We start from the raw sequence: 24254 nt of genomic DNA on the forward strand, positions 1-24254 counted from the left end.
CCCGGCACGCTGTGTCCTCAGGCGCCGTGGGGGCGATAAAGTTGCCCGGCTATGAAGAAAAAAGTGCTGCCGATTCTCGCCCTGTTCCCCTGCATGATCCTGTTCGGCATGATCGTGGGGGGAGTGATCGTCGCCCGATTCATGGATCGCTCGCCGGACGGCTGGACCCAGATCGCCGACTTTCTCGGCGGTGTGATGTTGGGAGGCTTCGTCGGCCTGGTGCTGTCGGTGGTGCTGGCCTTCGTTGTGTCGCCGCGCGGCATGCTGAAGACCGCCGCGGCGGCGGCCCTCGGCTTCGTCCTGGTGTTCGCCTGGGCGCGGTGGACCCAGCCGAAGCGCGAGATCGATCATCGCGACTCGACGCCCTCCGTTGCGAAACCGACGCCGCAGCCGACGCAGGGCACCGAACCGGCGATCAGCGCGCCGCCGGAGTCCAGTCCGACAGCCGCCGTGGAGCCGCTAGCGGCGGCATCGACGAGCTTGCCGTGCGAGCCCGCCGCGGACAGGGAGGCCTTCGCCTTCAGCGGCTCTCTGCGGGCCGGCGAGGGCTACCGCGCGACCTTCGGCCCGGGCTGGGAAGTCGCTCTGGAGCCGTTGGCTACCGACCCCGGGGGCGCCGGGCGCGGCTGGGAGATTCGGGTGCTCGATCCCTCCTCGACGGCTCCGCCCGACGCCCGATCGTCTCGCCCGGAGGCGGAGCGCGACCTGGCGCGCTGGACTCCGCCCTTGCGGGGACCCAGCCCACGGCGGATCGAGGCGTCGCACTTCGTGGTTGACGGTCAGCCGAAGGACGGTCGGGTGAATGCGCCGCAGCGCCAGCGCTTCTTTCTCTTCTCGCCGGAAGTCGGCCGCACCATCGGGGTCAACGGCAACCCACCGACGGCCGAGGAGGTCGAGCGGATTTCCGCCTTCGGTCGCGGCGGCCTGGTGTTGACGGAGATGGATTGGGCCGACTCCGGAGAGTCTGGCGGTTTTCGCCGTATCGCCTTCGACGGCTGCATCACCTGGCCGCGCGGCTTCGGGTCGTAGGGACCCCGCGCGGCGACTGAGATCGGTCCGCCCCGAATCACTCCGCACAGATTCGTTGGCAGGTTTTTCCTCCTTTTCTCGTCTAGGGGAGTCGGAACCGGTGTGTTTGCCGCACCGCTCCGCGAGCCCCGTGTCCGCTGGCCGATCGGCGGTCGGTGGATATGGGGACGCTCCACTCTCTGGATTCCGCGAGGTGAACCATGACCAAGACGACGTTGCTCTTTCTGTTGATCGCCTGCCTGTTCTGGACCACCGGAACGATGGGCGCTGAATTCTCGCCGCAGCTCGAGATCGAAGGCCTCCATACGCTGCGCTACACCCCCGACGATCACGGCGCTCTTTCTTTCCGGATCGATCGCGCGACCCGCCTCTCATCGCAAGATCTGGTCGGTCTGTTGGCCGATCAGCTCGATATCAGTGACGAAGCGCACTGGATCGAGATCGGCCGTCAGGGCGAGATGGTTCGTTTCCAGCAGCTTCACCAGGGAGTACCCGTCGTCGGTGCGCAATTGGTTCTGTGGGAGTCCGAGGGCTCCGTCCACGCCGCCGTCGGACGCGTGAGCGACGTCTGGGGGATCGATCCCGTCCCGTCGATCGCCGCCGAGGAGGCGGTCGCCTTCGCCCTGGATGGGCTCCATGACGAGCTGGTGGAACCGGTGGAAGTGGCAGATCTGATCACCCCACCGGAACCGGAACTCTTCGTCCTGTCGACGGATTCGACCTACGACCCGGAGAGCATGGCTCTCGTCTATCGGGTCTTTCTCGATCTGCCGGAAATCTTCGGAGGCATGGAGGCGATGGTGCGTGCCGATTCCGGCGAGTTGGTGCAGCTTATCCGGGCGGCGCGGCCGGCCTTTGGCGACGGCCACACCTACTACTCCGGGTACAAACAGTTTGAAGTCGATTTCAATAGCGCAAACCCCTTTCCCTACTCGCTGACGACACCACAGCTCGACATGGACACTCGAGAAATGGCTTACGCCACCGGCAATCCTCAGTGGAATTCCAACGAGGTCACCAGCTTGGTCCACACCTTCGGCGCTCCGGAGCACGGTGTTCCGCTGGAGATCCACTGGGCGACACAGGAGTTTCTCGATTATCTGAAGACCATCCACCTCTACGACCTGACTCTGCATCTCCCCGGCACGCTGACGTCCTACGCGAACTGCGGCAACGAGCCGGACAACGCTTCGGCCAGTCCCAGCAACAGCTCCATTTGCTATGGAAATCGCACCGCGACCGGCAACTCTTTCGCCACCGTGGACGTGATCGGTCACGAGATCGCTCATCTGATGACCGCGGCGACTTCGAACCTCATCTATGCCGGCGAATCCGGAGCTTTGAACGAGTCGTTCTCGGACATTTTGGGCCGGCTGCTCGAAGACGCGGTCTCCTCGACCTCGAACTGGACGATTGCGGAACAGTCGGGCAACTTCGTCCGCTCCATGGGCACCCCCAAGGTGGTGGGGCATCCCGATACCTACCAAGGTCAGAACTGGTATGTGGGCAACGACACGATGGTCGAGGTTCACACCAATTCGGGAGTTCAGAACTTTTGGTTCTATCTCCTGGCCCAGGGCGAGCAGAGCGGTCTCGTCACCATCGACGGGATCCCGACCCATCCGGTGGTCAACGTCCAGGGAATCGGACTGCTCAAGGCGGGAAGGATCGCGGTGCAGAACCAGATGAACCTTCCCAACAGTGCCACCTTTTCGCAATCGGCCGCCGGTAGCCTGCTGCAAGCCAGCTTGCTCTACGGCAGCTATACGCCGGAACACCGCTCGACGCACGACGCCTGGTACGGCGCCGGGGTGGAACCGCAACCGTTCTCCGGCGACGTCATCTACCCGGAAAACGGAGTGGTGGATGTGCCCGCCGGGGTGGTGACGTTGCGTTGGCTGGTGGGGAACGACGTGGGGGTGTGGGATGTCGAGATCTCTACCACTCCCGATATGCAGACGATCGTGGCGAGTGGCCAGACGGCCCAAACGGAAACCACCAACGGGGTCACCCAGGCGCTCTATGAGTTCGGCGATGCGCAAAAGGACGTGACCTACTACTGGCGCGTACGCAGCGGCTTTCCGAACGCCTTTGGCGAGACCAAGAGCTGGCGCGACCTCCATACCTTCACCGCCGATCTCGAGGCCCCCACGCCCATCGGCCCGATGGGACCGGCGGATACCCGAACGGGGCTCTGGTATCCCTGGGGATTGGACTTCTCTTGGGAGCACGAGGAGGACGCTCAGTACGAGGTGCAGATATGGGAGACCTCAGGCGCCGGTTGCCCGGAGCCGAGCACGCTGCTGATCGATCAGCCCGGCATGCCGGCGGTCGGGAATCCCGCTCCCGGGGACCCGGTGACGCACACCTTCCATCTGCCGGTTTCGAGCACCCTGTGCTGGCGGGTGCGCGCCCAGACCGTCGATGGCTCGAACAACGTGATCTACAGTGAGTGGTCCCCGTCCAGCCATTTCAGTACCGACCTGCCGGCGGTGACCGCACAGGCGCCGGTGGCGGGCGCCGTCGTCGACCCGTGGACCCTGACCTTCAACTACGACGCTCCCCCCTTCGCTCAGGAGGTGCGGGTCGAAATCGGCCTCAAGAACCCGATCAACACGGACGGCCTCGACAAGTACTGCACCGATCCGGCGAAGTTCGAACCGGACATCGACCCCTACGGTACCTGGTCCGTGCGCAACGTTTGTTTTGCCGCCAACGAGCACAATCCATCCGGCAGTCTGACGGTGCCGATTCCCCCTCGCTGGGAACCGGAGGCGCCTCAGAAGGGCTTTTATTCGCCCACCAATCCCCACACTCCCTGGCTCCACGAATATCGGCTCTATGTTTGGGGCCCGGAGGTGGGCTGGGCCGCGACGGTGGACGGTTCCGCCCTTGGCGAACAGGGCGCCACCTCGAAGAAGGAAACCTTCCGAACGGACGGCTTCAGCAAGTTTGCTCCGGTGGTGGGGATCTTCAAAGACCCGGCGCGCAACCGCCTCGACAACCTCGGGACCTACGCCGGAATCCACACCGCGGCGCCGGTTTTCGACCTCGACCTGTACCAGGACAAGCCGGAGTCGGAAACCGTTACGGTGGCCTGGCAGGAGGTGCCTGGAGCGGAGGGCTACGTGGTCAAAGTGATCACCTTCTGGGACGAAAAAGCGCTTTCGTCCGATGCCCGTTCCCTCGACACCAAGGGCGGCTGCGCGAAATGGGTCAAAGTTGCGTCCCTTGGCAATCCCAACCAGCCCTCGGCGGAGATCGCCCGCAAGTGCCTTGGCTACGGCGGCAATACCCTGGGGTCGGTGATCCAGATCTACCCCTACGTGGTGAGTCCCCATATGTCGACGCCGGCGATGGAGGTCGAGGTCGGCCTGCGCCTTTGGAAGACGTTGGACACGCAAGATACTCGCTTCAAAGTGTTCATGGCCGACGTCGTTCCGCCGACCGTGCTGGACGTGAATGCCGCGGATTCCACGGCCACCAAGACGGTGCTGTCGAGCGGCACCCGGCGATTCCGTTTCGATGCGCATTTCGGCGAAAACGGCGCCGACCCCAACGTTCCGGCAAGCCTCAAGATCAAGCCCTGGATGTTCGTCGATGTGGGCCATCAGGCCGGCGACGTGCCGAACCGCTTTACGAAGTTTCTGCTGCACAGCGGGCCCGGTTGCGGCGGGTCGGCAAACACCGTCGGTGGAGGTGAGTCCGTTCCCTTCCTGGGCACGAAGACCCTCGGCATGGCCTTCCCATCGGTCCAAGACGGTGACGTCTACTCGCTCGAGATCTTTCCGCGCAGCTATTTGATGGACGCGGTGGCGAAGGACCTCAGCATCCCTCCGCACTCCGCCTATGCCAGTGGACAGAGCACCTGCCTGGATATCGAGTTCCAGATCAAGTGGTCGGATCCCGAGCCGGAGCCGGAACCCGAGCCGGCGCCGACCCCCAACTCCGTACTGTGCCAGCAGGTGGTGAATGCCGGCGGCAACATGCCGGAAACACATGTGGTCGAACTCGGTTCGAACTCCGGGACTACCATTTTCGGTATCAACACCTTCACCGTTCCGGATCGGATGCTCGTGAAGTACGAGGGGCAGACGATCTTCGACACCCTGTGCTTGTCGACGGAACCCACTTTCGGCTGTGACAGCCAATGCTGTTGCAGCGGCGGTGCTTGCGACTGCGCCATTCCCTTCTCGGGGACCTCGACCCAGATGACGGTCGAAGTCATACCCAACTGCGCGGGAACCGCGGATACCGCCTGGGCCTTCACCTTGTCTTGTCCGTGAAGATTCGGTGACCCGATGGCGGGGCCGGTGCGGCCGGTCCCGCCGTTTTCCTGAGGCATGGTCGGCTTGCCCCGGTGAGGGTACGATGCACGCCTATGCTGCGATTGACCGGTCTCACCCTGCCCTTGGAGCATTCCGAGGAAGATCTCCGCACAATAGTGTTAGACACCCTCGGCATCTCGCCGGAGGAGCTGGCCAGCTACACCCTGGCGCGCCGCAGCCCGGACCCGCGCCGACGCGGCCGGATCGCTCTGGACTATGCCGTCGATGTGGCGACCACCCGCGACGCGGAGCTGCTGGGGCGCTTCGCCGGCGATCGGCGAGTGAGCGAGTCGCCGGACAGCCGTTATCGCCCGGTGGCCCGGGCGCCAAAGAACCTCCAAGCGCGGCCGGTGGTGATCGGCATGGGGCCGTGCGGCCTGTTCGCCGCCCTGATCTTGGCGGAGATGGGCTTCCGGCCGATCGTCCTCGAGCGCGGTAAGAAAGTGCGTGAGCGCACCGTGGACACCTTCGCCTTGTGGCGCCGGGGAAAGCTCGATCCCGAATCGAACGCCCAGTTCGGCGAAGGCGGCGCAGGCACCTTCTCCGACGGCAAGCTCTACAGCCGGATCAAGGACCCGGCCTTCCGCGGCCGCAAGGTGTTGACGGAATTCGTCGCAGCCGGTGCCCCGGAAGAGATCCTGTTCGTCAACAAGCCGCACATCGGCACCTTCCGGCTGGTCAAGATGGTCGAGGCGATACGGGCCAAGATCGAGCGCTTGGGCGGGGAGATTCGCTTCCGGAGGCGGGTGGAGGATCTGGAGATCGAAGAGGTGGATGACGACCGCCGCATCCGGGCCGTCTACCTCGCAAACGGCGAGCGGCTGGCGGCGGACCAGGTGGTTCTCGCCGTGGGGCACAGCGCCCGGGACACCTTTTTCATGCTGCGCGATCGCGGGGTCTTGTTGGAGGCCAAGCCGTTTTCCATCGGCTTTCGCGTCGAGCATCCGCAGGCGCTGATCGATCGGCGCCGCTTCGGTCGCCAGGCGGGGCATCCGATCCTCGGGGCCGCCGACTACAAGTTGGTGCATCACCAAGAGAAGACCGGCGACGGGCGCTCCGTCTACAGCTTTTGCATGTGCCCCGGCGGCACGGTGGTGGCGGCGACGTCGGAAGCGGGTCGGGTGGTGACCAACGGCATGAGCCAGTACGACCGCAGCGAGCGCAACGCCAACGCCGGCATCGTCGTCGGCATCACGCCGCGGGACTATCCCGGCGATCCGCTGGCGGGCATCGAATTTCAGCGGCGCTGGGAAGCGCGGGCCTTTGAACTCGGGGGCGGCACCTACCGGGCGCCGGCACAGCGGTTGGGGGATTTCCTCGCCGGGCGGCCTTCCGAGGCCGTCGGCTCCGTCTTGCCGTCGTACACGCCCGGAGTGCGCTGGGGAAATCTATCCACCAGCCTGCCGGACTACGCCATCGCCGCCATCCGGCAGGCGATCCCGGCCTTCGACCGGAAGCTGCCGGGCTTTGCCATGGACGACGCGGTGCTCACCGGCATCGAATCGCGCACCTCGTCGCCGCTCCGCATCCGGCGCGGGGACGACTTCCAGAGCGTCAACACCGCCGGCCTCTACCCGGCCGGCGAAGGGGCCGGTTACGCCGGCGGTATCCTGTCGGCGGCGGTGGACGGCATCCGCGTGGCCGAAGCGGTGGCGCTTGGCTCCATCAACTTGCAGGAGTGAGTTAGGGGGCGCCTAAGCCCCCCTGAAATTGAAGAGCCAGCAGGCGTGCCGAAAAAATGCGCGAAGCGCTCTTTCAGCAATCTGCTAGCTGTCCGGGTGCTTCTTCTGGGTGACGAAGAAGAGGAAGTCGGTGCCCCGGTAGACGGCGCCGTAGGCCTCGTCGTCGAACTTGGGGATCACCGCGCCGACCTTGAAATCCTCGCCCCGGAACTTGGTCTCCAGGTAGAGATCCAGCTTGCCGCTCTTCTTCTTAGGCACGGCTTTCCAGCCGCCGTCTTCCATCGCTTCGACATTCCACTTGCCCGAGGCGGACACTCCGCCGACCACGCCCGGGCCCATCTCGGTGACCGCGACGGAGCCGTCCTCGGCTTTCTCGAAGTGCAGCCAGGTGACCGACGACGACTTCCACTTGGCCGGCTCCAGGTACGACAGATCGCGCACCAGGTCCATTTTCTGGGTGGTCTTGTCCGCGGCGCTGATGCTCAACTGGTCGCCGATGGCGGCGGTATCCAGATTCTGGTTGCCGAGGGTGCGCGGACCGAGCTGTCCCAGGGCCGGCAAGGCGATGAAGCTGGCGACGAGCAGGACGGCGCCGGGCAAGAGGAGCCGCTGGATGCGGCGGTTCTGCGAGGATTGGTACATGGATCTCTCTCCAGGTCGATCTTCAGATGTCATGGACTGGGGAAAGGGCCTGAGGCCGAGACTCTGCGGCAACGCTCAGGTGCTCTCAAAGGGTATACGAAGTCGAGGCCCGAAAGATTCCAAACCGAACTCTCGAGTCGCCGAAATCCTAGCGGCGTCGAGTCGGTGCGTAGAGCCCCATTTCGGGGCAGCAGATCCGCCGGATCTCGGCCCTCCTCACGCGGCCGAACCACGCTGCCCGGCGTGCCGAAAACTAGGTTGTCGTTTCGCGCAGCTACCGTCAGTCCGTCACTGCTTCCGCGATCGACACAAGACTCGGGGTTCAGGCGCCGGGGCGGGCTAGAAGATCGTCGACGACTCTCTGGCGTGCAGCGTGGAGGGCCGGGAGCACACCGCCGAGCACACCGATCAACAACGCCATCGTTAGGGACTGCACCACATGCCCCGGCTGCACGCGCACAGCGGAGTGGGCCAGGTACGGCAGCTCGAAAGGGATTCGCGCCAGGCCCAAGCCCAACACGATGCCGATCAGCCCGCCGGTGCCACAGAGAATACTCGATTCGACGAGGACCGCAAGAAGCACATTCCAGCGCCGGTAGCCCATTGCGCGTAGGAGGCCGATCTCGCGCCGGCGGGCCGCGACATTCGTAAACATGGTGTTCATGCCGCCGAAGATGGCGCCGATGGCGATGATGAGGGCCAGGAAGCTCCCGACTCCGCCGACCGCTGCCGACGTTGCTCCGGCTCGTGCGTAGAAAGTCGGGGCCGGCTGGGCGCGCAGGGGGAACCGTCGGTTTTCGTTGATCTCCTCGATGATCGCTTGCGCCTCGGATTCGCCGGTGGCGCGAAGGGTGAAGCCGGAGATGTCGCGACGCTGGGCCGCCGCCGCAAGGTCGTCCAGATGGACCCAAATCTCTTGATCGTAGACGCAGCCTCCACTGTCCATGATTCCCACGATCTGCCACTCCGCCCCTTCGAAGCGGAGGGTAGATCCGACTTCGAGATCGAATTTCTGAGCCAATGGGCGGCCGATGCTGGCCTTGAAACCCGCCGCCGGCCAGGCTCCCTTCGCCAACTCGACTTGGCTGTACACCTCAACCCTGCTCGCCTGGACGCCGCGCACCTCCACGTTGGTCTCCTCGCCGTCCGTCCCGCTAGAGAGCACGCAGCCAAGTCGCAGCTCTGGGGAGACCAGAGGAACGTTGCCCTCCGCTGCCACGCCGTCCAGGGTCTCCGTGTAGACCATCGCCGACCGCGAGACGTTCGAGAAATCGGCCGTCAATGCGCCCGCTTGGAGAACGACGATCTCGTCGGCGGCACCGGTTTGCCGGAAACCCGAGACCATCGTGGTCGTGACGGCACCCATCACGGTATGGATGCCGATGGCGAGCGCCACTCCGGCCACGGTCATCAACGCGCGGACCTCGCGTCGGCGAATGCTTCGGAGGATGTACTCGATCGGGATCATCGCAGCGGCTCCAGATCAATCGATGACGCGTAGAGCCTCCACCGGGCGAAGGCGCGCCGCGCGAATGGCGGGAACGAGCCCACCTCCCAGGCCTATGATGAGGGCCATGAGAGCGGCGAGGGTGATCGTCGAGGCCGTCCAGGTGAAGCCCTCGAGCTGGGCGGTCCGGCTATTGAGCATCCAGGCGGTCAGCCCTAAACCCAAGAGGCCACCGGCCGCGGCGAGCAGTAGCGATTCCCCCACGACTAACGTCACGATCTCGCCGGGTCTGTATCCCACAGCCTTCAGCACACCGAAGTCCCGGATGCGCTCCCGCACGCTCATCGCGACCGTGTTCGCGGCTCCGAGGGTGGTGACCAGCACGGTGATGATCGCCATCAACCGCAGGTACTCGGTGAAGCCCATGAATTCTTCGACGACCGCTTCGGCGAATTTTGCGGAGGTCGTCGTCTTGGTGGGCACCGGAACGGTCGACAGCTCCTCGTCGATTCGCGCCGCCAGATCCTCTGGTGAGCCTTGCTCCAGCGCCACCAAGACGAAGGTGATCTGGCCTTCGAGGTTGCGGAGTACCTGAAGGTAGTCTCGATGCAGGAGCAGATGGCTCTCCAGGTCGAGACCCTGGGGTGGGATCGTTCCAGCAATTCGAACGTTCAGCCCTGTCTTGGACAGCTCCACCTCGTCGCTCACTTCCCATCCCATCTTCTCCAGCAGGCGGTGGCCGACCATGGCGGAGCGACGGTCGTCGGCGAATGACTGCCATTCGGCAGCGTCCACCTGGAGTGGCTGGACGTTCCGATAGGCCTTGGGTTCGACGCCGCGCAGGAAGACGTGCACGCTCTCCTCACCGATAATTGCGAGTTCAGAGAAGACTCCGGTGGCCGCCGACACGCCGCGGACATCGGCCACGCGCTCCTCATGACTCTCGGGTAGCCGACTGGCAAGCGCGTTGGCACGCCCGGCGCGACGAACACTCAGAGTCTCGTCGGCACCGGTTTGCCTCGCACCCATCATGAGCGTATCGATGGCAGCGCTGAGGGAGCCGAATACCAGAACCGCTACCGCGGTTCCCAGGACGGTGAGGATGGAGCGGCGCTTGTTGCGCCACAGATTGGAAACCATCAAGGGCAGCAGGTGTAGGATCACGCCGTTCTCTGCCGCCCGGCTGACACCTGCGGCTCGGATTCGTGCAGCCGCCCATGGCCGAAGTAGAGGATGCGATCCGCGCACGAGGCGACGGCGCGGTCGTGAGTGACCATCACGATGGTCTTGCCATGTTCGCGAGAAAGCGCTCGGAGGATTTCGACGATCTCCCAGCCGGCGGTCTCGTCGAGGTCTCCGGTCGGCTCGTCGGCGATGATGATCTGAGGATCGATCACGAGGGCGCGGGCGATGGCGACACGCTGTTCTTGCCCTCCGGAAAGCTGCGACGGCATGTGGTTGGCGCGGTCGGTGAGCCCCATGAGGTCCAATGCCGCGTCGACCTGCTCTCGACGGCGCCTGCGATTTAGCGACATCCGCCGAAGGGGCAGGGCTACGTTCTCCCTCGTACTAAACACCGGCAAGAGGTTGAAGGATTGAAACACGAATCCGACATGGGAAGCGCGAAAATCAGACAGCTCCCGTTCGGACAGCGCGGTGAGATCGACTCCCCTCACCTGACACCGACCTTCGTCCGGCAGGTCGAGCCCACCGAGGATGTGGAGCAGTGTGGACTTGCCGGAGCCGCTAGGTCCCATCAGTGCCAGGAACTCTCCCTCCGGGACGAGCAGGTTCAGCCGGTCCAGGGGTCGAATCTCCCGTTCGTTCTTACCGTACACCTTGACCAGCTCCGTCGCTCGCACGATCGGGGAGCCTACAGTTTGGTTCATGATCGTTCCTTCTCGGATTGGATCGTCACCCGGGCGCTCATGTTGGGTCGGATCTGGTCGGGTGGATCGAAAATGCGAACGGCCACCGAAACGGTGTTGGACTGCCGGTCTGCTACGGGCGCGATTTCGACAACCTCTGCCTCGAGTCTCGCAAGCCCGAGGGCCTGCACCACCACCGTCGCCGGCGCCCCAAGGGTCACCGACGTGATCCGATTCTCGGGTACATCCAAGCGGGCCCACAGCTCGGAGACGTCGGCGATCTCGATTCCTGGCTGACCGTAAGGGGAACTCATCCTGGTCACTACCTCACCGGGCTCGAGGTCGATCCGGACTACGGTGGCATCGAACGGCGCTCGAAGTTGAGACAGGTCTAGAAGCGCTTCCGCGCGCTGGACAGCGGCCTTTGCTTTCTCCACTCCAGCCGCGGCCAAGAGCAACTCTTCGTCCCTGCTTCCCAAGCGCACTATCTGCTCTTGGGCGAGCGCTTCGTCGAGTCGCGCTCTGGCCGCTTGCTCCTGGCGCTCTGCTCCTTCGAGAACTGCACCCGACTCGATCTGTAGCTCCGCGAGCTTTCGGATACGACTGTGTTCAGCCTGTTTTTCCTGCCATTCTGCCTGCGCTGCATTCGATCGCGCTCTGGCCCGCTGCACCTCTTCCTCGCTCGAACCGGCCACCACCAGCGCATGTCGCGCCTCCGCGTTCCGAACTTCAGCGTTCGCGGCGGCAAGATCGGCCACCGCGGTCTCGGCGACCAATTCCAGGAGAAGTTCGTCTTTGCTAACCTGCTGGCCTGGCTCCACATACACTGCCGCCACGACGCCGTCGCGACCTGGGTAAATGACGGCGCCCCGCTTTGCCTCCAAGAACCCGCCGGCTACCACCGCACCCCCTGCCTTGCGCGGCTCGGGTAGGGTGGACGTCTGTCTGGCCAGCATGGTGCTCTCGGTACTCGCATCGCTCTCTACGGCAACCCAAACCCGCAGCCAGAGCAAGAACGCTCCGCCAGCAAGGAGGAAGCTCGCGACGACGATGAGCCATCGCGAGCTTCCTCTGGCGAGCTGTCGCTGTTTCGGATCCAAACGAAGGCGATCGAGGTTGATTCGGCTCACGGTGTTTCCCATGCAGTGCGGGCGCAGTCCGTCATGGATCGAGATGGTCGCGTCGATTCGACGAAGCGGCCTCGGTCCTGTGCTCGACAGCTTTCTCGAACCAGCGAATGTGCTGACCGATCAGGTCACGCGCTGTTCGCAGATCCTCAACGAGCTGGCGCTGCATGTCTGGCATGCCGCTGAGCCCCTGCTTCGAGATCCGGTAGACCCGCTGTGGTGCTGCGTGGCTACGACGCAGGCGACCCTCTACGAGGCCCTCGTCCTCGAGCCGCTTCAGCAGCGGGTAGAGGGATCCGGGGCTCGGCTTCCAGGTTCCGCCCGTCGCAGATTCAATCAAGCGCATAAGCTCCGTCCCGTAGCGGGGAGCCTCACGCAGCAAGGTGAGCACGTAGAAAGGCAGCATGCCTCGTACCATGCCTTGGTAGATGGGGGACCGTCGGGAGAAGTTTGCGGGCTTCCGATCGCGCGGAGCCTCCACAGGATCTTCACGGGACGTCGACTGGTGATCTGCTCTTCGATCTGTTCCGTTCATTTCTATCGGTTCATACTATTATCGCTAGCGATAGTTGGCAAGCATCCTTCAAGATGAGGAGTACTAGTTGGAGGATCGAGACGCGCGGCCGGGCGTCTCACGAAACACGGCTACTCCGCGTTTCACCCTCACATCGTTTCGAGCGGACTGATCGACTTCAGGCCTCAGATGTCCAGGCGCGCGCCGGGGTAGACGGCGACCTCGCTGCCGACGGCGACGAAGGTCGAGGCCGGCGGTGAGGCGAGGATCTCGCCGAAGGACACGCCGTAGGTCTCGTGGCCAGGGCCGTGGAACTCGGACTCCTTCGCCGACCAGACCTTCCACGACGGATGCTCCACCTGGTACTCCAACGTACCGCCGTCGCGCTGGCGGGTGTAGCCCCAGTAGTGCTCGGTGATGAACTGCTCCTCACTGTCGTCTCGCAGTTCCTCAGCGGGGCCTTCGACCTCCGCCGTGATAGTGAAGTAGCTCCGTCTTTGCTTCCACTGGTAGCGCGCCTTGCCGCCGGTCTGCGGATCGATGTCGACCTTGTGGACCATCGGCACCCGGCGGTAGGGCTCGTTGTAGACCCAGCGCGCCACCGCCGCGATCGCCCGGCGGGGCACCAACTCGCGCAGAAACACCACCCCACGGCGGTCCTCTTCGTCCGCCATCTCCCGCCGCACGTAGAAGCGCAGATTGATCTCTTCGAAGTTCTGGTGCAGCGGAATCCGGAAGCCCCGCAGACGAGTATCCAGAAACAGGAAGGCCACCAGACTGATGTAGTGCGTCCCTCGCCAGGGGTCGAGCACCGTCCCCTTCGGCACCCACGGCTCCAGCAACTCCGGCGGGCAGGAATAGTTGAGGAGGACGAGGTCTTCCCAGCGGGCGGTGAGAAAAGGGCGCGGCATGATGGGACCAGCCTAGCAGCCCCGGAACTCCTGCCGGCAAGGGTTGTGGTGAGGACAAGGCCGCGGCTCGGTGTCGAATCTGGGTCGTTGTCGGATCACAGAGCCGCAGCATGTGCCCGCCTCCACATTCCTCTGTGTATTGCAATGGCTATCAGCATGAGGGTTCAGGTGAAAGCCAAGAGAGGATCTAGCGCTAGATGAGAACCGTTCAGATCACTCTGGATGAAGAGTTGGTCCAAGAAGTCGACCGCGCCGTTGAAAAGCTGGGAACCAGCCGTTCGGGATTTACTCGGGCGGCGCTCAGGGAAGCGCTGCTGGCCATTGAGCGTGAGCGGTTGGAGCGGCGTCATCGCCTGGGTTACGAAAGGCACCCGGTGGTAAAGGGCGAATTCGATGGTTGGGAGGAAGAACAGGTCTGGGTCGAATGATCCAGCGGGGCGAGGTGCGGTGGTTCAAGTTTCGCCGGTCGGACAAGCGGCGTCCGGTGCTGATTCTGACCCGCGATTCGGCGCTGGAGTTTCTGGGCCAGGTGACCGTAGCTCCCATCACCTCCACCATCCGCGATATCCCGACGGAAGTTCCGCTGGGCCCCGAGGATGGGTTGCCGCGCGACTGTGTGGCCAACCTGGATCACGTGCAGACGGTGGCGCGCGGCCAGCTCGGGGCGCTGATCACTCATCTTCCGGGTACGAAACTCGCCAGAGTGCGTCAGGCCCTTCTCTTTGCGCTCGGCTTCGACTCGACGCGGTCTTGAGTTCGGCGCGTTTCTCCCCTAGTCATATACCCCGTCCAAAAACCACCCCTCCCCGGCGCGCTCCCGGTACACCCGGTAGATGCCGCCGCGGTCCAACTCCAGATCCCAGTAGTCGCGTTCGATGGGCTCTTCGGTCCACCAGCCTTCTTCCAGGTGCCAGGGACCGGCGGCGACGCGGACGGAGCCCTGCAGGCGAGGGCGGGGGTTGTCCTGCTCGGCCCTGTCGGAGGCGGGCGCCGGTTGCACTTCGAGGGGGATGCCGCCGTCGCCGAGGAGCACTTCCAGCGGCTGCGGCGGGCGCAGAGCGCGGAGGCCCATCAGCCCCATGCCGTTTTTCGGCGGACGGATCTCGCGCGGCGGCGGTGGTGGCTCGTAGGGGCTCAAAGCACAGGCTTCCGGGCGGTGACGGTCGGCGATGCGCGGGGTGCCGACGCGGTCCGTTCCCAAGAGCGCGAAGAGGCGCGCCAGGGTGGCGGCGAGGCGGTCCGGGGAGAGGGCTTCCGGTCCGAACAGGGTGAGCTGCGCTTCCCGCGGTCGATCCGGGGCGGCGATGAGGGCGAAGGACTGCACCGGCGCCCCGGGCGGTTTCTCTTCCAGCGACAGGCGCAGCAGGGTGAGCAGGGTTTTGGGATCCCGGGTGGGCGCCGGCAGGTCGAAGGCGCGTTCGTCGTGGCCGTCCGGTTCGAGGACGAGAGACAGTTCCAGCCGCCGGCAGGCGAAGCCGCGCTCGGCGAGGCGCTCGGCGAGGCGCTCCAAGGCCGCCCGGCCGACGAACAGAAACGGCTCCAGGGCGACCAGCGGCCATTCGAGGGTCAGCCCCTCGCGAAAGCTCGGCGGCGGCTGGCGCGGCACGAGGGGGTGCGGATCGCGCCCCCGGGCGACGGCGTGGAGGTGGCCGGCGGCGGCGCCGAGGCGGCTGCGGACCTCCGCCACCGGCAGCCGCGCCAGCTCTCCTATGGAGCGGATGCCCCAGCGTTCGAGGGCCTCCGCCAGGGCGACCTCCGGCGCCAGCCGGTCGAGGGGAAGGGGGGCGAGGAAGGCCGCTTCCCGGCCGCGCGGCACGACGGTGGGTTCCGGGCCGGAGGCGGCGGCCACCCGGGCGGCGAGCTTGCTGGCGGCAATCCCCACCCGCGCCGGCAGGCCCACCGCTTCGGCAGCCTGGATGAGGGCGGCACCTAAGCGCTCGCCGCCGGCATCGTCGGAGAACAGCCGGTCGAGGCCGGAGACGTCCAGGTACACCCGCCCTTCCCTCTCTTCTTCGATCGCCGGCGATAGGCCCTCGGCGGCCTCCAGCAGAGCTTCCCGGGCGGCTCGCTCGCACTCCGGATCGCGCCCCCGGGCGATCAGCTTGGGTAGCCGTGCCCGGGCCTGGGGAAGGGTGAGCCCGGGGAGGATGCGCGCCCGCCGGGCCCGGCGGGTGGCGGCGATGACGCGGGCCCGGTCGCCGTTGCCCTCGAGCACCGCGACGGCTTCGTCGCGCAGCTCCGGCTCGGCCCGCAAGCGGGCGGCGAGGGGGAAGAGCGGAACGTCGAGGCAGGCGATCCAGGGGGCGCTCACCGGCGGTTTCAGCCCCCGGCCGCCAGGCGCAGAGAGCCACCCTGGGAGGGGCGGGAGGGGCGGGAGGGGCGCCGGGAGGTGCCACCCACTTGTCGGGGAGGATGACGAGGAGGACGCCACGAGGAGGTGCCGCCTTTTTGCCGGCGCGGACCGGCGGGAGGTTCTTCTCGCGGCGGCGGTGTCTCCGCCAGGGGTTGTTCCGTGACGCTCAGGGCGAGTCTCTGCCAGTGGTTCTGGGGGGCATTGTGGGCGTCGCCCTTGTCGACCACCAGGCGCGATCCGAGGCCGGTCAAGAGCGGCCGCCAGATGCCGCGTCCGCCGTGGGCCGACAGCACCGTGGCGGCGGCGGTGCCGCTCGCCCGGTAGGGGCTGGCGATGAGCAGCGCGCTCTTTTGCCGCTGGGCGCTGCGGGCGAGGCGTACCCAGAAGGCTTCGCTACCCCGGCCGCCGGGCACCGGTGGCTCGCCGAGGTCGAGAACGGCCAGCGGAAAGGCGCCGTCGAGCACCGCCTCGGTGCTGGTGAGGGCTTCCTTGAGGGTGCGTGGACGGATCCACAGCAGGCGCTCCGGATCGCCTCCGAAGGTTTCGAACTGGCGCGGGTCGAGGCCGTCTCCCAAATCGACGAAGGCGGCCGCCTCGCCGCGCCGGGTGGTCTCCGCCAGGGCCGCCAGGACGAGGGAGAAACGGCCGCTCGACCGGCGCCCGACGATCTCCGTCAGCTCGCCGCGCCGCAGGCCGCCGCCGAGCAGGGTGTCGAGGGCTTCGGTGCCGGTGGGGAAGCGCTCCTCGGAGCGGTGATCCCGGTGACGCCGCAGCAGCTCCCGGCCGCTCGAAACGTGCCGCCGCAGATCGTTCGGTAGGGCAACCGCCGAGGTTGGGTAGCGGCGGCTGGGGCTGATGGCGGAGAGGGCTTGCATGAGTCGGTCGCGATCTCGAAGTCCTCATAACGTAAGGCGTTAATAGGGCGTAATCAATCATCGGTTCACCCTTCGAAAATTCTTCTAAGTGACTGATTCTTCGAAGAAAATATCTTTTCTGATGACAACCCCGGAGGGGCCGTCGTCTCCCTCCGGAATGTGGTGTGCCGCCCGGGCGACGGGCGGTCGTCGGAGGAGGCGACGAGAAAGTTGGAAGGTTGTTGAAGGGTGAGGCGGTGACGGACCCCCGGCGGGGCGCCGGTGCTGGATATGATCGCCTCATGAGCGATCTAGCGGACCTGCGCGAGGAGTACGATGGCGAGTTGGCGGTGGCGGAGATCTCCGCCGATCCCCTGGAGCAGTTCGAGCGCTGGTTCGAGGCCGCCCGGTCGGCGGATCTGCCGGATCCGAACGCCATGACCCTGGCGACGGTCGATGCCGGCGGCCGGCCCGCGGCGCGCATCGTGCTCCTGAAGGGCCTCGATGGCAGCGGTTTCGTCTTCTACACCCACTACGACAGCCGCAAGGGGCACGAGCTGGCGGCGGACCCGCGGGCGGCGCTGGTGTTCTTCTGGCAGCCGCTGCACCGGCAGGTGCGGGTGGTGGGGACGGTGGAGAAGGTCTCCGCCGAGGAGTCCGACGCCTATTTCGCGTCGCGCCCCCTGGGCTCCCGCTACAGCGCCATCGCCTCACCCCAAAGCCGGCCGGTGGCCGACCGCCGCGAGTTGGAAGAGCGCTGGCGGCGGGCGCGTGAGGAGTGCGGCGAGGAGCCGCCGCGCCCGCCGGACTGGGGAGGCTACCGCCTGCGGCCGGAGGAGATCGAGTTCTGGCAGGGCCGCAGAAGCCGCCTGCACGACCGCCTGCGCTACCGGCGGGAGGGGGAGGGCTGGGTGGTCGAGCGGTTGGCGCCCTGAGGGTTCTTCGCCCTACCGATAGGCGCTGTGGCGCCGCCGCCGTTCACTGACGAAGGTTTCCGCCGTGTCTTCGGTGACCACCTCGTAGAGAGTGGCCCGCTTGCCTTCGGCGCGCCGCAGGATGCGGCCGAGGCGTTGGACGTGTTCCCGCACGCTGCCGGTGCCGGACAGCACGATGCCGATCGAGGCGGCGGGCACGTCCACCCCTTCGTTGAGCACCCGGGAGGTCACCAGGATCGGCAGCTCGCCGCGGTTGAAGCGCTCGAGGGTTTCGTGACGCTCCCGCACCTTGGTCTGGTGGGTGATCGCCGGCACCAGAAAGCGCCGCGAGATGCGGTAGACCGTTTCGTTGTCGTGGGTGAACACCAGGACGCGGTCTCGGCGGTGGCGCGTCAGCAGCTCGCCGAGAAGCTCGAGTTTGGCGTCGGAAGCCTGGGCGATGGCCTTCTGCCGGCGGTAGGCGAGGAACGCTCGCCGCCCCTCCTCGCTGCGCGAAGTCATCATCAAGAACTGGTTCCAGCCGCCCGGCGACCCTAGGCGGATCCCCTGGCGGGCGACGAAGTCCCGGTAGATCGCCCGCGCCTCGGCGTACTCGTCGCGCTCCGTTTCGCCGAGGGCCACGGCCAGGGTGATGGTGTCGTAGTCCGCCAGGTACTCGCCGGCCAGCTCGCCGATCTCCCGCCGGTAGACGATCGGGCCGATCAGCGCCTCGGACCGGACTTCGGCGCCGTCCTCGCGCTCCGGCGTGGCGGTGAGACCGAGGCGGAAGGGGGCGATGGCGGCCTCGGCGGCAAAGGCATAGGACGGGCTCGGCAGATGGTGGCACTCGTCGAACACCAGCAGGCCGAAACGGTTGCCGAAGCGGTCCATGTGGAGATGGGCGGAGTCATAGGTGGTGACGGTGATCGGCAGCGGATTGTGCTCGCCGCCTCCCACCAGGCCGATCTCGGTGCCGAAGGCGTTGCTCATCACCGTCAGCCATTGCTGCATGAGGTCGAGGGTGGGGGTGATGACCAGGGCGCTGCGCTGGAGGCGGGCGATCAACATCACCGCTAGGTGGGTCTTGCCGGCGCCGGTGGGCAGCACCACGACCCCCCGACGCCCGGTTTTCCACCAGGCCTCGGCGGCCTCTGCCTGGTGGGGATAGGGCTGGCGTTTCCAGCGCTGGGTGAGCTGGAGTTCTGGATAGGCGCGCGCCCGGTCTTCGAAGGGAGCGCCGGAGCGGTGGAGGTGGCGCACGACTTCCCGGTAGCGCAGGGCCGGCGCGCGCCAGCACCGGACCCGGCGGTCGAACACCATGGCCGGCGGAAGAACATCGTCTTCGAGATCGGCACCGGCCAGGGTCAACGTGCCGCGGTCGAAGTCCAGGTGGAGCATGGCGGCACCCTATCGGGGCTTGGCCGTCCGGCGCAACGAAGATCGTGGGGTGGCGGCTTGCCGCGCTGCGACATGGATTGCCTCTCGAAGGGTGCGATCTTGCGCGAAAGACTGTATTACAAGGGCTGGAAGGTCAATGTTTATAGCTTTTTGACGCGTTGCGGCATCGATCGGTTGACAATCTTGCCGCGCTGCGGTATTTTCTCTCAGTCGGTGCCGCGGCACGGCAAAGTTCGTCATAATGTGTCATTCCCCAAGCCGCCCGTGGATACCTGGGTTGCGAGAAGCCACTCGCTCTCGGCGGGCCGACGGAAATAAGAGGAGATCTCGATGATTCGGCTGATCAAGCGGTACGAAAGCCGCAAGCTATACGACACGGAGGAGAGCCGCTACGTCTCTCTCGAAGAGATTGCCGCCTGGGTCCGGGAAGGTCAGGAGGTCAAGGTGGTGGACAACGGCAGCTCGGCCGATGTGACGTCCCAGACGTTGACCCAGATCATCCTCGAAGAAGGCCGCAAAGGGTCGTCTTTCCTGCCCAGTGAGCTGCTGCACGAACTCGTGCGAGTGGGGGAGAAGGCGATGTCGAGCGGGGTCGAGCATGTGCAGCACGGCGTGGACCGGCTGCTCCAGGCGTCCATGGATCGGGTGGGTCCGCTGCGGCGGGCGCGCGAAGAGATGCAGCGCTTGCGCTCACAACTGGAGCAACTCGAATCCTCTCTCGTCGACCTCGAAGGACAAGGCGGCACCAACGGACAATCTACGAGCAAGGGAGATGCGTGATGAATACTACGACTGAGAAGCTGTTCAAGGGGCCGGCGGAGCTGGCTCAGGATGTGACCGAAGCCGGCCGTGAGATTTGGCGGGCCGGGCTGGGTGCCTTCGCCCGCGCTGAAAAAAGCGGCCGCAAGACCTTTGATCGCCTGGTCGAGAAGGGCCGGAAGGTCGAGAAGAAGCAGTTCAAGGCCATCGACAAGACCGTGGCGCAGACCTCGAAGAAGGTGCAGGAGTTTTCCTCCAAGGCGCAGGAGTCCGTCGAGAACGGCATGACCCACATGCTGCACCGCTTTGGCCTGGCCACCCTCGACGACCTCGAAGCGTTGTCGCGGCACGTCGAGGAGCTGTCGAAGAAGGTCGACGAGGCTCTCGCTTCGCCGCGCGTCTGATCGCCGCTCCGCAGCATCCGAATCCGATTTCGAAGTGACAATTCTTGAGGCGTTGGCGGCGGTGCCCTGTGGGGGCGCCGCTCCGCCGCTCTTCCGGCGAGCGACCGGATGAGATCCAGAAAGGACCCGACAATGGGCAAGAAAAAGAAGAACAAGAAGAGCAAGAAGGACGTGCAGGATGAGATTCTCGATTCGGCGCACCGCATTTGGCTCGCCGGACTCGGCGCTCTGACGACCGTGGAAGAGCAGGGTTCCAAGCTCTTCAAGTCGTTGGTCGAGCGCGGCAAGTCGATGGAGAAGGAAGGTCGCAAGACCGTCGGCAAGGCGAAGGACAAGGTGGAGGTCGAGTTCGATCGCGCCAAGGACAAGGTCGAAGAGGGCGTGGGCAAGGTCGGCGAAACCGTCGAACAGACCCTGTCCGATGCTCTGCACCGTTTCGGGGTGCCGACTCGCGATGAAATCCACACCCTAGTGACCCGGGTCGAAGAGCTGAACAAGAAGGTCGACGATCTGCGCAAGGCGCCGCGAACCACCACCGCTCGCAAGCCCGCCGCGCGCAAGCCCGCCGCGCGCAAGCCGGCTGCACGCAAGCCCGCCGCCAAGAAGCCTGCCGCCAAGGCCGCCTCTACCCGCAAGCCCGCCGCCAAGTCCGCTACCGCTCGCAAACCGGCGGCGAAGAAGACCCCTACCGCGGCGAAGAAGCCTGCCGCCAAGACGACGACCGCGCGCAAGCCTGCCGCCCGCAAGCCCGCCAGCAAGTCCACCGCTAGCAAGCCGTCCTGATCCGACGGGCCATGGCGAGCTCAAAAAAGATCGGGCTCGCCCTGGCCGGCGGCGGTCCCGAGGGTGCGGTTTACGAGATCGGTGCTCTGCGAGCGCTCGAAGAGAGCCTCCAAGGGCTCGACTTCACGGACCTCCACATCTATGTCGGCGTGAGCGCCGGTGCCTTCGTCGGCGCCTGCCTCGCCAACGGTGTGACCGTCCGGCAGCTCTGTCGGGTGGTGGCCTCGGACGGTACCGACGAGGGTCCTTTCGCGCCGGAGAATTTCTTCGCGCCGGCCGTTGGAGAGGTCGCCCGCCGCGCCACCATGGTGCCCGGCCTGCTCGCCGGTGGTTTGTTGGATTTCGTTCGCAAGCCGAGCAATTTCAGCCCCCTCGAACCGCTGCTGCGGTTGAGCCGAGCCCTGCCCGTGGGGATGTTCAACAGCGGGCGGATCGGCCAGTACCTCGAATCGGTATTCAGCAGGGAGGGCCGTACCGACGACTTCCGCCAGCTCCGCCGCCGGTTGGTGATCGTCGCCTCGGACCTCGACTCCGGGCGCGCCGTGCGTTTCGGCGAAACGGGCCGGGACCACATTCCCATCTCCAAAGCAGTGCAGGCGAGTTCCGCCCTGCCGGGTTTCTTCGCGCCGGTCCAGATCGAAGGGCGACACTACGTGGACGGCGTGCTGTTGAAGACAGTGCACGCTTCGACCGCCCTCAAAGCCGGTGCCGATCTCTTGCTGGCGATCAATCCGATCGTGCCGGTGGACACCGCCAAGGCGGTGGAGGAAGGGGTCATGAAGCGCGGCAAGCTGGTGGATCGCGGTCTGCCGGCGGTGCTGTCGCAGACCCTGCGTACTCTCATCCGCTCCCGCCTCGAAGCGGGCCTGAAAAAGAGCGAAGCGCAGTTTGCGGATCGCGATGTGCTGCTGTTCGAACCGCGGCGCGACGACTTCCGGATGTTCTTCACCAACATCTTCAGCTTTTCCGATCGAAGGGCCGTCTGCGAGCACGGCTACCGCAGCACCCGCGAGCACCTGCGGGAGCGCCAAGACGCAATCAGCGAGGTTCTCGCGCCCTACGGAATCCGCTTCCGGCCGGGAGTGCTGGAAGGGGAGCGTTCCCTGTGGGACGGCGTGGAGGCCAAGGCGGACGTCGCGCCGCGGCTGAATGCGGCTCTGGATCGCCTGGACGCACTGCTGGACGCGGGATAAAGGCGATCTTTTCCTAGCCAATCGGTCAGGTAGGTGGTGGTCATCGGGGTTACGAGGCCCTGGGAAGAACCTCGACCTCCTCGGTGAGGCGACCGCCGAGTTGATCCCGTTCGACGTCGAGATCGTAGGCGTTCTGCAGGTTCAGCCGGAACCGCTCGCCGTCCGGGAGGAGCGGTTGCTGCCCATCGACTTGGATTCGGCCCTGTGCCCTACTCCCGCCGCCGGGTCGCCAGCATCCCACCCAACAGAAAAAGCGCCACCGCCCCCCAGTGCTGGGGCGACCAGGAGGTGCCGCCGGCAACGAACAGAATGGCTCCGGCGACCAGGCAGAAGCCGCCGAATAGGGTGCTCCGTAGGCCGGCGAAGGGCTGAGGCTGGGGGCGCTGGCTCTGCTGTTCGAGGAGCCGCATGGCCTCGCTGACGAGGGCCGGGGTCTTGATGAAGGCGTCGAACATTTCCGGCGCGTTGCGCAGGCCGGCTTCGACCAGACGCAGGGGGTTGAGCTGCTGGAGAAGAAGCGCCTGGGTGGGCGGCTGGGCGACGGCCACTACGTCGAAATCCGGTTCGAGGATCTGGCCCACCCCTTCGAAGGTCACCAGGGCCTTGGTCATCAGCACCATCTCCACCGGAAAGTACATGCGGTGACGGGCGCCGCGCTCGACGGATTCCATGATCAGCTGGCCGAGGGAGAAGTCGCGGAAGTTGGCGCTTCGGTGCCAGCGCTGGCAGATTTCGGACACCTCGCGCCGGAAGGCGGCCGGCTGGCTGCCGGCCCCGGCGGTGGCGGTGGCGGCCAGGTAGCGGGCGGCGTTCTCGGAGTCGCCCATCACCAGGCAGTAGAAGTAGTAGAGCAGGCCGCGGCGCAGTTCATCGTCGAAGCGGCCGACCATGCCGAGATCGATGAAGCCGACTTTGGGTCCCGGGAGGACCATCAGGTTACCCGGGTGGAGGTCGGCGTGAAAGAAGCCGTCGCGGTAGATCATGCGGACGATGGCGGCGGCCCCCAGCTCGATCAACCGCTTGCGCTCCGCCGGTGCCAGGTTGCGGGCGCGCAGGGAGTCTGGCCGCTCGCCGGCGAAGTACTCCATGGTCAACAGGTTGCGGCCGCTGGCGTGGCGATAGACCCGCGGGAAGACCACCTCCGGCTGATCCTCGAAATTGGCGGCGAAGATTTCCGCGTTGTCCGCTTCGAGGCGTAGATCCACCTCCCGTCGGGTGTAGGTGACGAATTCGTCGATCATGCGGCGCGGCTGGTAGCGCGGGAAGGCCCACTGCAGGATCCGGCCGAGGAGCCACAGCAGCTTGGCGTCGCGCTCCAGGGTCTCGCGGATGCCGGGCTTGACGACCTTGAGAATGACCGCTGGGCCGGGGCCGTCGGCGGCATCGTCGTCGACTCTCGGCCCTTGATTCAAGCTCTCTTTCAAGGTGCCGCGGTGGATCTGCGCAATGGAGGCGGAGCCCAGGGGCTCCGGGTCGATCCAGTCGAAGATCTCGTCGGCGGAGTGTCCGAGGGTTTCTTCGACCCGCTCCATGAAGACCGGAAAGGGCACCACCGGCAGGCGATCGAGGAGCAGCTTGAGCTCTTCGGTGAGCGCCTTCGGCAGGATGTCCGAGCGCAGGGAGAGCACCTGTCCGAGCTTGATGTAGGTCGGCCCGAGCAATTCCAGGCGCCGCCGGAGCTGCTCCGGGAAGGGCCGTTTGACCAGCGGCGAGGCGGCATAGAGCGGCCGGAAGAGGAGCGCCAGGAGCTGCCGCAGGCGGAATCCCAACCCCCGTCGCTTGCGGGCCGGCGCATCCCGCACGGAGGCGAGAAGCTGGCCGTAGATCAACCCCAGGGCATGCCGGTACACGGTGAACACCCGCCGCGGCAAACCGCCGGTGGTGCTCATCTGCCGCACTTCGAAAGAGGTATCGGAAAGCGGACCGGGCGGAACCGGGTCCGCGCCGGGGGTCGAGGGGTTGGGCGGAGAGGGCGTGGGCTGGGCCATGATGGGCTCTCGACGGATGCTACCGCAAGCTGGCGGCCGGTCAGCTGGCGGGGAGGGAAA

21 protein-coding genes are annotated in these 24254 nt (G+C 65.8%); 10 read left to right on the forward strand and 11 right to left on the reverse strand.

Annotated elements, in window-relative coordinates:
• The first annotated feature begins 51 nt into the window (after positions 1-51).
• From AAF481_11550 to AAF481_11560, 3 genes are all read left to right on the forward strand, one after another.
• Complete coding sequence (locus tag AAF481_11550) at positions 52-1029, forward strand: hypothetical protein (GenBank protein ID MEM7481800.1); 978 nt, start codon at positions 52-54, stop codon at positions 1027-1029.
• Between the two features lie 200 nt (positions 1030-1229).
• Complete coding sequence (locus AAF481_11555; protein ID MEM7481801.1) at positions 1230-5315, forward strand: M4 family metallopeptidase; 4086 nt, start codon at positions 1230-1232, stop codon at positions 5313-5315.
• Positions 5316-5410: 95 nt separating this feature from the next.
• Entirely contained in the window at positions 5411-7039 is a 1629-nt protein-coding gene (locus AAF481_11560) for an FAD-dependent protein (protein MEM7481802.1), read from the forward strand.
• An 84-nt stretch (positions 7040-7123) separates the two neighbouring features.
• On the opposite strand, the gene AAF481_11565 is transcribed toward AAF481_11560, so the two are convergent.
• The 7 genes from AAF481_11565 to AAF481_11595 form a co-directional block, all read right to left on the reverse strand.
• Positions 7124-7681 (reverse strand): hypothetical protein, encoded by a 558-nt coding sequence (locus tag AAF481_11565; GenBank protein MEM7481803.1) that lies wholly within the window; start codon positions 7679-7681, stop codon positions 7124-7126.
• 322 nt (positions 7682-8003) lie between these two features.
• Positions 8004-9149, reverse strand: coding sequence for an ABC transporter permease (locus tag AAF481_11570; protein MEM7481804.1), 1146 nt, complete (start codon positions 9147-9149; stop codon positions 8004-8006).
• A gap of 15 nt (positions 9150-9164) precedes the next feature.
• Positions 9165-10292 (reverse strand): ABC transporter permease, encoded by a 1128-nt coding sequence (locus AAF481_11575; protein MEM7481805.1) that lies wholly within the window; start codon positions 10290-10292, stop codon positions 9165-9167.
• Positions 10289-11017 (reverse strand): ABC transporter ATP-binding protein, encoded by a 729-nt coding sequence (locus tag AAF481_11580; GenBank protein MEM7481806.1) that lies wholly within the window; start codon positions 11015-11017, stop codon positions 10289-10291. The genes AAF481_11575 and AAF481_11580 overlap by 4 nt, the downstream gene beginning before the upstream one ends.
• On the reverse strand, positions 11014-12096 hold the full coding sequence (locus AAF481_11585; GenBank protein ID MEM7481807.1) for an efflux RND transporter periplasmic adaptor subunit: 1083 nt from the start codon (positions 12094-12096) through the stop codon (positions 11014-11016). Before AAF481_11585 ends, AAF481_11580 begins: the two co-directional genes overlap by 4 nt.
• A 61-nt stretch (positions 12097-12157) precedes the next feature.
• Complete coding sequence (locus AAF481_11590) at positions 12158-12529, reverse strand: PadR family transcriptional regulator (GenBank protein MEM7481808.1); 372 nt, start codon at positions 12527-12529, stop codon at positions 12158-12160.
• A gap of 293 nt (positions 12530-12822) precedes the next feature.
• Positions 12823-13548, reverse strand: a complete 726-nt coding sequence (locus tag AAF481_11595; GenBank protein MEM7481809.1) for a DUF2071 domain-containing protein — start codon at positions 13546-13548, stop codon at positions 12823-12825.
• A gap of 197 nt (positions 13549-13745) precedes the next feature.
• Here AAF481_11595 and AAF481_11600 point away from each other — a divergent pair, with 197 nt between their 5' ends.
• Both AAF481_11600 and AAF481_11605 read left to right on the forward strand, forming a co-directional pair.
• A complete protein-coding gene (locus AAF481_11600) occupies positions 13746-13976 on the forward strand; it encodes a ribbon-helix-helix domain-containing protein (GenBank protein MEM7481810.1) in 231 nt (76 codons plus the stop codon).
• A complete protein-coding gene (locus AAF481_11605) occupies positions 13973-14302 on the forward strand; it encodes a type II toxin-antitoxin system PemK/MazF family toxin (protein MEM7481811.1) in 330 nt (109 codons plus the stop codon). Before AAF481_11600 ends, AAF481_11605 begins: the two co-directional genes overlap by 4 nt.
• An 18-nt stretch (positions 14303-14320) precedes the next feature.
• Here AAF481_11605 and AAF481_11610 read toward each other — a convergent pair whose 3' ends face one another.
• Positions 14321-15859: a DNA polymerase Y family protein gene (locus AAF481_11610; GenBank protein MEM7481812.1), complete on the reverse strand. Its 1539-nt coding sequence runs from the start codon at positions 15857-15859 to the stop codon at positions 14321-14323.
• Between the two features lie 8 nt (positions 15860-15867).
• A complete protein-coding gene (locus AAF481_11615; protein ID MEM7481813.1) occupies positions 15868-16776 on the reverse strand; it encodes a hypothetical protein in 909 nt (302 codons plus the stop codon).
• 281 nt (positions 16777-17057) lie between these two features.
• Here AAF481_11615 and pdxH point away from each other — a divergent pair, with 281 nt between their 5' ends.
• Positions 17058-17690 (forward strand): pyridoxamine 5'-phosphate oxidase, encoded by a 633-nt coding sequence (pdxH, locus tag AAF481_11620; GenBank protein MEM7481814.1) that lies wholly within the window; start codon positions 17058-17060, stop codon positions 17688-17690.
• 12 nt (positions 17691-17702) lie between these two features.
• Here pdxH and AAF481_11625 read toward each other — a convergent pair whose 3' ends face one another.
• Entirely contained in the window at positions 17703-19067 is a 1365-nt protein-coding gene (locus AAF481_11625; protein MEM7481815.1) for a DEAD/DEAH box helicase family protein, read from the reverse strand.
• 330 nt (positions 19068-19397) lie between these two features.
• Between AAF481_11625 and AAF481_11630 the strand changes: the two genes are divergently transcribed.
• The 4 genes from AAF481_11630 (at position 19398) to AAF481_11645 (ending at position 22206) form a co-directional block, all read left to right on the forward strand.
• Complete coding sequence (locus tag AAF481_11630; GenBank protein MEM7481816.1) at positions 19398-19847, forward strand: polyhydroxyalkanoate synthesis regulator DNA-binding domain-containing protein; 450 nt, start codon at positions 19398-19400, stop codon at positions 19845-19847.
• The gene (locus tag AAF481_11635; protein ID MEM7481817.1) at positions 19847-20230 is read left to right on the forward strand and encodes a phasin family protein; all 384 of its coding nucleotides are present in this window, start codon (positions 19847-19849) and stop codon (positions 20228-20230) included. The genes AAF481_11630 and AAF481_11635 overlap by 1 nt, the downstream gene beginning before the upstream one ends.
• Positions 20231-20362: 132 nt before the next feature.
• Positions 20363-21013, forward strand: coding sequence for a phasin family protein (locus tag AAF481_11640; protein ID MEM7481818.1), 651 nt, complete (start codon positions 20363-20365; stop codon positions 21011-21013).
• Between the two features lie 11 nt (positions 21014-21024).
• Positions 21025-22206, forward strand: a complete 1182-nt coding sequence (locus tag AAF481_11645; protein ID MEM7481819.1) for a patatin-like phospholipase family protein — start codon at positions 21025-21027, stop codon at positions 22204-22206.
• A gap of 209 nt (positions 22207-22415) precedes the next feature.
• Here the strand turns inward: AAF481_11645 and AAF481_11650 are convergent, their stop codons facing one another.
• The gene (locus AAF481_11650) at positions 22416-24194 is read right to left on the reverse strand and encodes an AarF/UbiB family protein (GenBank protein ID MEM7481820.1); all 1779 of its coding nucleotides are present in this window, start codon (positions 24192-24194) and stop codon (positions 22416-22418) included.
• Between the last annotated feature and the right edge of the window lie 60 nt (positions 24195-24254).

This window comes from Acidobacteriota bacterium, assembly GCA_039030395.1.
Classification (GTDB): Bacteria; Acidobacteriota; Thermoanaerobaculia; order Multivoradales; family JBCCEF01; genus JBCCEF01.